Raw genomic sequence first — 10994 nt, 5'->3', positions numbered from 1 at the left:
TAATTGCTATAACCCTTGATTTTTAAAGCTCTTTGGGGAATGAAACAGCCCTGCCCTTGCAAAGGGGAGGGAACTAGATTTCTTGTTTCCCCCCTTGGAAAGGGGGGATTAAGGGGGGTAATTCAACTTGCCTGTACACCGTAGCCTTTCTAAAGGGGGTAATTCAACTTGCCTGTACACCGTAGCCGCTTGCGGGGAGGGATGTTAGGAACTTCCTTTTTAAGGAGGATTTAAAGTTTTAGCTACCTCAAGTACCATTTTGAAAACGAGCTCTAAGACGCACAAGAAAAAGTAATTGATATTATGACAAATACAGTAATTATTACAGGCGCATCGCAAGGAATTGGCAAAGCTACAGCATTATTATTTGCCCGTCACAACTATGATGTGGTGTTGGCAGCTCGTCAACTTGACCGTTTAGAAGCTACTGCTGCACAGATACGGGAACTTGGACGAGAAGCGATCGCTATTTCTTGCGATGTGAAAGATCCTTTACAAGTAAACGACCTGATCCAAAAGGCGATCGCTCATTTTGGTAACATAGATGTATTAATTAATAATGCAGGTATCTTTTGCTTAGGGCCCGTTGAAGATTTTAGCTTAGATGATTGGCATCAGATGATTGATACCAATTTGTGGGGCTATATCCATACTATTAATGCCATCCTGCCCCATTTCTTAGAACGTCGCAAAGGAACCATTGTTAATGTCAGTTCTATTGGTGGTATAGAACCGATTCCTTACCAAGTTCCTTACACAACCACTAAATACGCCGTAACTGGATTGACAAAATCGCTACACGCTGAGTTATCACCAAAAGGGATTCACGTTAGCGGAATTTATCCCAGTTTTATCAGTACTCAAGTGATGGAACGGGCAATCTTTCGCGGTAAAGACGAGGAAACTGCCGAGGCGCGTTCTGAGTTGGTAGATAAAGCAATTCAAATTCCTGTACTAGAAAAGCCTGAAGATGTAGCAAAATCAATTTGGGAAGCAGTAAAGCATCAGCGTTCTGATGTCATGGTAGGCACAACAAACCTTTGGAAAGCTATTTATCACTTGTCTCCTAGTTTGATGCAGTCAGTTTTTCGGCGTGTATTTGGCATGGAAGAACGAACTTAGACAGTGCGTTACGGCGTTTTGCCTAACACACCCTACGATTTTATCTTTTACTTTTGAGCTTTGGAGAATCGTTTTTCTCCCTTTTATCCTGCAAGCTGCGAATTTTAACCAGCACTGAAATATATTGTTGAGTCATCCAAATCAACGTCTCAATGGATGAGTTACCCTGGTCAATCTGGCTTTTAGCTTGTAGACCTATCAAGAATAGTTGCATTGCTAGCAACAAAGCAATGGTTTTACTGAAAAGTTGACGGACTTGCATTTGTTTGCGCCTCAAAGAGTTGATAAATACAGGTTCTCTTTGGGGTTGTGCCCTTATGCAAGTACCCTAATCTTGCTGAAAATGCCTTAGAATCTGGATTACATGAGTTTGGGGTGGTAGTTTCAATCTGGGGTAGCCCCAAACTTCTTACTCAACTTTTTGGATGTAATGCCACGAATTACCTATGGGCCTCAAATTCAAAAGCGAGTCAAGCGTCTGCTGGAGGCGTTGCTTTGTTTCGTCGATGGGGAATTTGAGGATGGTAACTTTAAAATTGAGTCCGACTGGAAAGAAGCAGACAGCGTTAACCCCAAGCTGACTGTGCAGACTACGTTAGTCGTGTTGGAGTTGCTGACGCAAAAAGACAAATATCCTGGCAAGTTAACTAAAGCGCAAATTCGAGAAGCGCTGAATTTGCTGAAGGATTTTTTGAAGATTCTGGAAGATAACCGTCTGCAAACTCAAGGTTCTGATGACTGGCGCTTTACACTCAAGCTATGGTCAAAGGATAGAGAGAAGAATCTGAAAGGGTTTGATGAAGCGTGGGAAAAGAATAGACCCAAGAAATCGAAATTAAATAACCCCTCTCCAAACCTCTCCCCCACAGGGAGAGAGGCTTTGAATTTTCCCCATTCGCTTGTAGGGAAGGGGGTTAGGGGGTTAGGTAACACAAGTATATTTCAAGCGCCACCTTTACCCACATACTTTGTAGAACGCCCAGAGTACAGTGAAGATTTAAAGACTCGTCTTTTAAATGGTTCATCGTCTGATAGTCGCACTTTAGTAATTACTGCAATTCACGGTTTGGGTTCCGTGGGCAAATCTACTTTAGCTGCGGCTTTAGCCCATAATGCAGAAATACAATCTCGTTTTTGTGATGGCATTCTTTGGGCAACATTAGGTCAACAACCCAATGTGCTGGCTTTACTTAGTGGCTGGGTGCGAGCATTAGGAGACTATAGCTTTAAGCCTACAAGTATAGAAGCAACTTCCTCGCATTTGCAGACTCTGCTTTCTGACAAAGCTGTGTTGCTGGTGGTGGACGATGCTTGGAATACCGAAGATGCACGAGCATTTAATTTTGGTGGGGCGCGTTGTCAAGTTTTAGTAACTACTCGTGAAGGTCACATTGCCGATGCTTTAGCAGCCAACACCTACAGTCTGGATATAATGAAACCAGACCAGGCAATGGAATTGCTGACCAAGAAATTAAGACGCGAGATTACAGGCACAGAACGTTACTCAGCAGAAAATTTAGCCAAAGGTGTTGGTTATCTTCCCCTAGCATTGGAACTTGCAGCCGCCGAAGTTGCCTGTGGTACGACTTGGAATGAACTGTTGGCGGATATTCAGCAAGAAGTAGCCAGATTAACAAGTTTTGACCGACCGGAAGCTAAAGAAATTACTGATGAGGCTAGTTTAAAACGCCTGAGTTTAAGGGCATCATTAAATTTGAGTGTCAAGAGAATGCCACCAGAAAAGCAGCAGCATTTCTCTTGGTTAGGGGTGTTGCCGGAGGATGTCAACATTAATAAGATAATGGCGGCAACGCTGTGGCAGATGGATAAGCGTGATGCTGCCAAGATGTTGCAATATTTACGGAATAAAGCATTGCTATTAACAGGAGTACCGCTTGCTGATGGTATGCCTACCTATCGCTTACATGACTTATTCCACGATTTAGCTTGTAATTTGTTAACTGCTCCCTCACAGCCAAAGCGCCCAGGAGATTTGGCTGGGTTGGGTTTAAACCTTGCTGATGTTCACGCTGCTTTTTTAAAGAAGTATCGGCAGAAAACCCAGAATGGTTTATGGCATACTTTACTCGATGATGGTTACATTCATCAGTATTTAGTTTGGCATTTGGAAAAGGCTGGACAGTTAGAAGAGATTCACCAGTTATTGCGGGAAGAGTCTGCAACTGGAAGCAATGGCTGGTATGAAGTGCGAGAACAATTGGCACAAACTGGCGGTTACATCACAGATATTTCTCGTGCCTGGGAACTAGCAAAAGCAAATTGGACTGAAGCAACCTTGCCGCAAGTGGTGGGTTGGCAGTGTCGCTATGCTTTGATTACTGCATCTTTTAATAGTCTGGCAGCTAATTTACCAGCAGAACTGCTGGTTGCACTAGTTAAAAACAATTTCTGGACTCCTGAACAAGGACTGGCTTACGCTCTACAAAACCCAAATCCTAATCAGAAAATTAATTCACTGACAAAACTAGTCGCCTATTTGCCACCAAATCTTCAAGACTTAGCACTGCAAAAGGCACTCTTTGCCGCCAGGGCAATTCAGTCTGATAGCGATCGCACCAATTTCCTGATCGCATTAGTGGACAAACTAACACCAAAGTTTTTACCAGAAGCACTCTTTGCCGCCAAGATAATTCAGTCTGAGAGCGATCGCACCAATTTTCTGATCGCATTAGCGGACAAACTAACACCAGAGTTGTTGCCACAAGCACTCTCTGCTGCCAGGGCAATTCAGTCTGAGGAGTATCGCGCCTATGTTCTGAGTGCATTAGCGGACAAACTAACACCAGAGTTGTTGTTACAAGCACTCTCTGCCGCTAGGGCAATTCAGTCTGATAGCGATCGCGCCTATGTTCTGAGTGCATTAGCGGACAAACTAACACTAGAGTTGTTGCCAAAAGCCTTAGAAGCAGCTAAGACGATCAAAGATCAAAGGTATTACGCTTTTGTCCTAAGTGCATTAGCTGACAAACTGCCCTCAGTGTTACCACAAGCTCTAAAGGCGGCAAAGGCTATTTGGTATGACGAGTATCGCGCTGAAATCCTGGAGGTATTAGCTGACAAACTACCACCAGAGTTATTGCCACAAGTCCTAGATGCGACAAGGGCTATTCAAGATGAGTTTTATCGCGTCAAAGTCTTGAGTGTATTAGTCGAGAAACTGCCAGAATTGTTGCCAGAAAAACTCACTGCCATTAGAGCAATTGAGGATGAATTTTATTGCGCTGGAGTTTTGTTTGCATTAAGCGATCAACTACCACCAGAGTTGCTTCCACAAGTTCTAGAAGTGGCGCTGGCGATTCAGGATGAGTTTTATCGCGCCAAAGTCCTGATTGCATTAGCAGACAAACTACCACTAGAGTTGTTGTCACAATTAGTAGAAGCGGCAAGGACGATTCAGGATGAGTTTTATTGTGTTTATGCCCTAAGTGGATTAGCCGCTAAACTACCACCAGAGTTGTTCTCACAAGTATTAGAAGCCGCAAGGACTATTCAGAATGAGTATTATCGTATCTATGCTCTGAGAGCATTAATAAGCGATCGACTACCACCAGAGTTGTTGTCACAAGTATTAGAAGCTGCAAGGTCAATTCAGTCTAAGAGCAAGCACACTAATTTCCTGATAGCATTAGCTGACAAACTACCACTAGAGTTATTGCTAAAACTCCTAGAGGCGGTAAGGGTGATTCAGGATAACAGGGATCAAGCCAAAGCCCTGATTGTATTAACTGACAAACTGCCACCAGATTTGTTGCCAGAAGCACTGGCCTACGCCAGGACAATTTACGATGAGTGGGATCGCGCCAAACTCCTGATAGTATTAGCCGACAAACTGCCAGAGGTATTGCCAGAAACACTCGCTGCAATTAGGACAATTCAGTCTGAGAGCGCTCGCGCCGATGCCCTGAGTGCATTGGTCGACAAACTGCCACCAGAGTTGCTTCCACAAGTTATAGAGGCGGCACTGGCGATTCTGGATAAGAAGTATCGCGCCAAAGTCCTGATAGTATTAGCCGACAAACTACCAGAGTTGTTGCCAGAAGCACTCGAAGCCGCTAGGACGATTGAGTATGAGACATCTCGCGCCGATGCCCTGAATGTATTAGCTGACAAACTGCCAGAGTTGTTGCCAGAAGCACTCGAAGCCGTCAGGGCAATTCAGGATGAGAGATATCGCGCCAATGCCTTGAGTGTATTAGCTGACAAACTGCCACCAGAGTTGTTGCCACAAGCACTCGAAACCGCTAGGGCAATTCAGTCTGAGACATCTCGCGCCGATGCCCCGATCGCATTAGCCGACAAACTGCCACCAGAGTTGTTGCCACAAGCACTCTCCACCGCCAGAGCAATTCAGGATGAGAGATATCGCACCCTAGCCCTAGCCCTGAATGTATTAGCCGACAAACTGCCAGAGTTGTTGCCAGAAGCACTCGAAACCGCCAGGGCAATTCAGGATGAGACATCTCGCGCCCATGCCCTGAATGCATTAGCCGACAAACTGCCAGAGTTGTTGCCAGAAGTACTCGAAACCGCCAGGGCAATTCAGGATGAGACATCTCGCGCCCTAGCCCTGAATGCATTAGCCGACAAACTACCAGAGTTGTTGCCGGAAGCACTCGAAACCGCCAGGGCAATTCAGGGTGAGACATCTCGCGCCCTAGCCCTGAATGCATTAGCCGACAAACTGCCAGAGTTGTTGCCAGAAGCACTCGAAACCGCCAGGGCAATTCAGGATGAGACATCTCGCGCCCTAGCCCTGAGTGCATTAGCTTCCGGTCTATCACAAATGCCAAATGCCAAACTTTTCCCTCTCTGGCAAGATACACTTGATAAGTTATGCCTTCGCACTCGCCCTAACTTACTGCAAGATATCAAGGCATTATTTCCAGTTATCTTTGCATTAGGTGGTCAAGCAGCAACGGCAGAACTTGCCCGTGCTATTCAGGATGTGGCGCGATGGTGGAAATAATTCGTAATTCGTAATTCGTAATTTAAGAGAGTTAGATTTAACTTGCATCTGTATCCAGATATTGGTCAATTGGTATAAGGGGATGCAGTATTTATAGTTTTAAGCAAAGTGCGATCGCCTTTTACAACTACTCAACCCAATTCTCTCTGGTGTCGATGAGTGGGCGATCGCAATTAATCATAAAATCATCAGAGAAATTGTCTAGACTGTCAATGAGCGACGTTAAACTATAGCGCTTCCCAGTTTTTAGCTCTAAGTGAACCGTATTGGATACTATTCATCAATCCAACTACTCAAAAATTCTACTTGATTCTGCATTTATTCTGCTGACTTAACTGCAATTAACCTCAAAATACCGCGCATTATTTCCCCCACTGAGTAACGTTGCTGCTGTACCAAAATCATTCCTGCATGAGATTGTTCTTTGGTCAAAAAATCAGTGTGCAAACGGTAGAAATCTCTGATATTAGAACTATATAAAACAAAACCTTGCTCAGTTGCCCACGTTAGCTGTTCTTCATCTGTATATCCCAGCCTATTCAAATTTAGACTTGTAATCACATCTATACCACGATTTTGTAAAGCCAGAACTAGAGAACGTGCGGTAGAATCCTCATCCATATACAAGCGAATTCGGCTCATGAAAGTTTTTGAATTTTATGCAGTTTCTCTAATCTGTCTCCCTCTGCCTCTTCTGCTGCAATGTCAGCGTCAATTTGGTCGCGGTTAGCATGATAATAAGCTAAAGCTGCATAAACCTGCGCTAAGGTCAAATGACTAATTTGATCTGCAATCTCTTCGGCGCTATAACCTTGTTTGTACCAGATTGCTATGCGCCTGACTGTCACCCCTGTACCAGCAATAATCGGACAACCGCCGTGTATTTCAGGGTTATGGTTAATCAGTGTGCCAATATCGGTAATAGTTGTCAAAACTTGTTCTCCGAAATTTTTTACATTATCTCTAATTTGACCAGTTAGCAAGATATTCATTTAAAGTCATTGACTCACCATCGCTATACTCAGCGCGAACTTCTTCCATTTCTGCCAGTGTATCTGCATCGTCTTCGTACAACGCTTCTTCGGCTTCAAAAATTTGTTGCTCAATTAGCTCTTGAAGTTGACGTTTTTCTGTTAAATCAAGAGAAGATATTGCTTCTGCTAAAGTTTCTAAGGAGAGTTGTAGTTTAACAATGGCTGGCATTTTTCTCCTTTTGGATGTGTTTTATTCGCATTTTGACACCATTATGCTGATTTTAACAGTTATATTTTTGTCAAGCCCAAAGTCTTTAGGTTGTATTTTACGCTTGTGGGGTGCAGCAATTGAATTTGCCTAAACTGCGTAGTTTACCGCCGTAGGCATCGCTTATATCTTTTCTACAGAATACTAAGCGATCGCTTACAAGATTTTTGCCTACGCACTCCCCAACTTATGGGAGCAGCTACAGAACTTATGAGAGTAGCTACAGAACTTATGGGAGCAGCTACAGAACTTATGGGAGCAGCTACAGAACTTGTGGGAGCAGCTACAGAACTTGTGGGAGCAGCTACAGAACTTGTGGGAGCAGTGTCCCTTAAAGTTTTGATGAAGCTTAAACAATTATCTATATAAATACCAATATCTAGTAATAAAATTCCGAAATTTTACTGCTATAACTTGAAAAATTTATTACAAAAACTGCGAGTTTTGCTGAACCAGAATGCAGTTTAATTGAGGCAAGCTAGCTCTATAAGAATTTTAAAGGAGTAGTTTTATGTCTCGTAAAAAACGTACATCCCGTGTTTTAGAAAAAGCTCAGTTAAGATCCGCTGGACTGAAATCGATTGTTCCAAGCGTCAAATTTGATGAAGATTATAGTCTAGAAAAATTAGTTGAGTCAATCGACCAGTTACGCAGCAAAATTGATGTTTATAATACTGCTCTGTCTGTGGTTGACTCTTCTAAAACTGAAATTGAAGAAATGGAAAAAAACTTGAGTCAGCTTTCTGAGAAGATGCTGATGGTGGTTGGTATCAAGTACGGCAAAGACAGCCGCGAATATGAGATGGCGGGTGGTGTTCGCTATAGCGATCGCATCCGCAAAATCAGATCGAGCCGCTTGAAAAATGTTGCAGAACAAGCATCTGATGAAAATGCTAAAACTGCATAAAATGCAGGATCTGACTTTTCATGTTATGTGGAAAAGTCCACCAAAAACCTAACCCCCTAACCCCCTTCCCGTGTCGGGAAGGGTGGAAAATTCAAAGTCTCTCTCCTTTTAGGCTACAGTGTACACACAGATCGAATTACCCCCCTTAATCCCCCCTTGGAAAGGGGGGAAACTAGAAATACAGTTCCCTCCCCAATACATACGGGGAGGGTTAGGGAGGGGTAAAACTTACGCTTAAACTCTGATGAGTGAACTGTTTCAGACTTGTGTGTACACCGTAGCTCCTTTTAGGAGAGAGATTTAAAGAGAGGTTTTCCAGATGCCGTGAAAAGTTAGATTTGTAGGGGCGTAAGACCTTGCGCCCATAGGATAATTTTTTAACTAGAATTCCTTTAACGTGAAGCTCTGGATGTTACCGCTCTTTGTAAATTAGCTAGAGCGCGATTGTAATCCAAAATAGCTGTGACTCGATTACCTTCTGCTCTTGTCAGGTCATTTTCAGCATCAATTACCTCTGTTTGAGTGCCTACACCAGCTTGGAACCTCAATCTTGCTAAATTCAGAGCTTCCCTAGCTTGATTTAAAGCCACACTAGAAGTCTGCACATTATTTAAATTGGATTGCAATCGAGCATAGTACTGTTCTACATCAAAGCGAATTAAGTCACGCTGGTTAGCAAATCGAGTCTCTGCGATCCCAATATTAGCTCTCGACTGAGCCGCCCTTGCTCTTGCTGCTCCGCCATCAAACAAAGTTAGATTTCCTGCAAGTTCCACTGAATAGCCATCAGTAATACTGACACCATCATCATACCGATCTAGCAGATTGTAGTTTCCTGCCAAACTAACTTGCGGCCCTAGTTGTGAAAGTGCCTGTCGTCGTCGTTGCTCCTCAATATTACGTTGTCCCAAAAACTGTTGCAATTCTGGACGATTTTGAAACGCTTGGACAATACTTTGTTCTACCGTCTGCGGCCAAAGACCCGCTAATTGTACGGGGTCTGAGGCACTGATCTCAGCTGACTGCGATAAACTTAACAACGTAGCAAGCTGACGACGAGCAATTTGCTGCTGTGAGATCGCATTAGTCAGCTGTTGTTGGGCATTTGCTAAATTCACCTGAGCTTGCAGCACATCGAATCGCGTACCCACTCCAGCCCGTTCTCTGGCTTGAGTATCCCGCAAACTAGCCTGGGCATTTTGCACAGCAGATTGATTAATTCTGACTTGCTCATCTGCTTGTTGCAAATCGTAGTATTGAGTGGTGGCATTCAAATTAATTATCAAAGATTGACTTTCAACATTTAATTCATCTACCCGTAACTGTTCCTCTGCGGCTCGAATACTCGCTTGTCGGTTCCCAGAAGTATAGAGATTATAATTCAGTTCTGCTGAACCATTAAAAGAGGTGCTGGCTTGAGATGAATTGCTATTAAAACCATTACCACTATTAGTCACACTACTGTTAATACCAAGAGTAGGAAACAAAGCCGCTTGAGACTCGCGTAGTTCCGAGCGACTACGTTCTAGCTGTAATATAGCTAGCTGCAAGTCTCGATTGTTGCGTTTTGCTAGTTCTAAAGCTTGTGCCAAACTGATTGGTACAGTTCCCTGAATTCTTACTTCCTCCGGTTTAGTCGGAAATTGCAGCGGATTGGGATTGGGGTTGAGGCGATCGGGAACTTGTACAGAGCTTGAGGAATTCTGTGCTTTTGGCGGAGTTGCTGCACTTGCTGCATTTGGAAAAAGAATCGCGATCGCGACAGTAACCCAGGTAAAATGCACGAATAATAAGCTGAAATTCATAATCTAGATATAGTAATTAATTAGGTTCTTTTGAGGATATAATCAAAAGTTTTCATCCTGATTGACCTAGAGAGATTTAAATCTTAAATTCCTCCTCCAAGGGTTGATTTTAACAAATTACCCGACAATCAAACCATCCTGAACTCGAATAATCCTATGGGTTTGAGCAGCGATATCTGGTTCATGAGTGACAATGACAATCGTGATTCCTTGGTTATTAAGTTCAGTCAGTAAACTCATCACCTCATAGGAAGTTTCAGTATCTAAAGCTCCGGTTGGCTCATCTGCCAAAACTAATGCAGGTCGGTTGACCAAAGCACGAGCGATCGCTACCCGCTGTTGTTGTCCGCCAGATAGTTGACTAGGACGGTTAGCGATGCGTCCCCCTAATCCTACCTTTTCTAAGGCTTCTAATGCCCTTTCCCGGCGTTTTGGCTTGGGTAAGTTAGCGTAAACCATTGGTAACATGACGTTTTCCAACGCTGTCGCCCGCGCCAATAAGTTAAATTGTTGGAAAACAAAACCTATCCTTTGGTTGCGGATATAGGCTAATTCATCATCATTAAAAGTCGTCAGGTTTCTGCCTTCAAAAATATAGTTTCCAGTTGTCGGACGATCCAGACATCCCAAAATATTCATGAGTGTAGATTTACCAGAACCTGACGCACCCATAATTGAGACGTATTCACCTTCCTCAATTGAGAGTTGAATTCCCTTAAGTATTGGAACACTAACCTCTCCCAAGTGATAGGTTTTAGTAATAGATTCCATCCAAATCATTGTTGGCATAATTGAGTGCTGAGTAGTGAGTGCTGAGTAGTGAGTGCTGAGTAGTGAGTGCTGAGTGCTGAGTGCTGAGTAGTGAGTGCTGAGTAGTGAGTGCTGAGTAGTGAGTGCTGAGTAGTGAGTGCTGAGTAGTGAGTGCTGAGTG

Annotated in this window: 10 protein-coding genes; 4 read left to right on the top strand and 6 right to left on the bottom strand. The window is 43.5% G+C overall.

Features of this window, described 5'->3' with window-relative positions; genetic code table 11:
- Positions 1–303 precede the first annotated feature (303 nt).
- Positions 304–1122, top strand: a complete 819-nt coding sequence (locus tag RMY27_RS25605) for an SDR family oxidoreductase (RefSeq protein ID WP_322667681.1) — start codon at positions 304–306, stop codon at positions 1120–1122.
- A 40-nt stretch (positions 1123–1162) separates the two neighbouring features.
- Here the strand turns inward: RMY27_RS25605 and RMY27_RS25600 are convergent, their stop codons facing one another.
- A complete protein-coding gene (locus RMY27_RS25600; protein ID WP_322667680.1) occupies positions 1163–1384 on the bottom strand; it encodes a hypothetical protein in 222 nt (73 codons plus the stop codon).
- A gap of 168 nt (positions 1385–1552) precedes the next feature.
- Between RMY27_RS25600 and RMY27_RS25595 the strand changes: the two genes are divergently transcribed.
- Complete coding sequence (locus RMY27_RS25595; RefSeq protein ID WP_322667679.1) at positions 1553–6109, top strand: NB-ARC domain-containing protein; 4557 nt, start codon at positions 1553–1555, stop codon at positions 6107–6109.
- Positions 6110–6427: 318 nt separating this feature from the next.
- On the opposite strand, the gene RMY27_RS25590 is transcribed toward RMY27_RS25595, so the two are convergent.
- The 3 genes from RMY27_RS25590 to RMY27_RS25580 are packed head-to-tail and all read right to left on the bottom strand — an operon-like array spanning position 6428 to position 7312.
- A complete protein-coding gene (locus RMY27_RS25590) occupies positions 6428–6751 on the bottom strand; it encodes a DUF5615 family PIN-like protein (RefSeq protein WP_322667678.1) in 324 nt (107 codons plus the stop codon).
- Positions 6748–7041, bottom strand: coding sequence for a DUF433 domain-containing protein (locus tag RMY27_RS25585; protein ID WP_322667677.1), 294 nt, complete (start codon positions 7039–7041; stop codon positions 6748–6750). The genes RMY27_RS25590 and RMY27_RS25585 overlap by 4 nt, the downstream gene beginning before the upstream one ends.
- Positions 7042–7072: 31 nt before the next feature.
- A complete protein-coding gene (locus tag RMY27_RS25580; protein ID WP_322667676.1) occupies positions 7073–7312 on the bottom strand; it encodes a hypothetical protein in 240 nt (79 codons plus the stop codon).
- A 249-nt stretch (positions 7313–7561) separates the two neighbouring features.
- Here RMY27_RS25580 and RMY27_RS25575 point away from each other — a divergent pair, with 249 nt between their 5' ends.
- Both RMY27_RS25575 and RMY27_RS25570 read left to right on the top strand, forming a co-directional pair.
- Positions 7562–7720: a hypothetical protein gene (locus RMY27_RS25575; RefSeq protein WP_322667675.1), complete on the top strand. Its 159-nt coding sequence runs from the start codon at positions 7562–7564 to the stop codon at positions 7718–7720.
- Positions 7721–7862: 142 nt separating this feature from the next.
- Entirely contained in the window at positions 7863–8258 is a 396-nt protein-coding gene (locus RMY27_RS25570; RefSeq protein ID WP_322667674.1) for a hypothetical protein, read from the top strand.
- Positions 8259–8650: 392 nt separating this feature from the next.
- On the opposite strand, the gene RMY27_RS25565 is transcribed toward RMY27_RS25570, so the two are convergent.
- Together RMY27_RS25565 and RMY27_RS25560 are read right to left on the bottom strand one after the other, a co-directional pair.
- Entirely contained in the window at positions 8651–10063 is a 1413-nt protein-coding gene (locus RMY27_RS25565; protein ID WP_322667673.1) for a TolC family protein, read from the bottom strand.
- A 117-nt stretch (positions 10064–10180) separates the two neighbouring features.
- Positions 10181–10852, bottom strand: a complete 672-nt coding sequence (locus RMY27_RS25560; protein WP_322667686.1) for an ABC transporter ATP-binding protein — start codon at positions 10850–10852, stop codon at positions 10181–10183.
- Positions 10853–10994 lie beyond the last annotated feature (142 nt).

Source organism: Nostoc sp. DedQUE09 (assembly GCF_034530915.1).
Classification (GTDB): Bacteria; Cyanobacteriota; Cyanobacteriia; order Cyanobacteriales; family Nostocaceae; genus Nostoc.
The sequence above is the reverse complement of the archived record's forward strand: the minus strand, read 5'-3'. Positions and strand labels throughout refer to the sequence as shown.

Bases quoted from the DNA above. Each gene is read 5' to 3' on its own strand.
- RMY27_RS25605 (WP_322667681.1), top strand. From the start codon at position 304: ATGACAAATACAGTAATTATTACAGGCGCATCGCAAGGAATTGGCAAA.
- RMY27_RS25570 (WP_322667674.1), top strand. From the start codon at position 7,863: ATGTCTCGTAAAAAACGTACATCCCGTGTTTTAGAAAAAGCTCAGTTA.
- RMY27_RS25595 (WP_322667679.1), top strand. From the start codon at position 1,553: ATGCCACGAATTACCTATGGGCCTCAAATTCAAAAGCGAGTCAAGCGT.
- RMY27_RS25600 (WP_322667680.1), bottom strand. From the start codon at position 1,384: ATGCAAGTCCGTCAACTTTTCAGTAAAACCATTGCTTTGTTGCTAGCA.
- RMY27_RS25560 (WP_322667686.1), bottom strand. From the start codon at position 10,852: ATGCCAACAATGATTTGGATGGAATCTATTACTAAAACCTATCACTTG.
- RMY27_RS25590 (WP_322667678.1), bottom strand. From the start codon at position 6,751: ATGAGCCGAATTCGCTTGTATATGGATGAGGATTCTACCGCACGTTCT.
- RMY27_RS25565 (WP_322667673.1), bottom strand. From the start codon at position 10,063: ATGAATTTCAGCTTATTATTCGTGCATTTTACCTGGGTTACTGTCGCG.
- RMY27_RS25580 (WP_322667676.1), bottom strand. From the start codon at position 7,312: ATGCCAGCCATTGTTAAACTACAACTCTCCTTAGAAACTTTAGCAGAA.
- RMY27_RS25575 (WP_322667675.1), top strand. From the start codon at position 7,562: ATGAGAGTAGCTACAGAACTTATGGGAGCAGCTACAGAACTTATGGGA.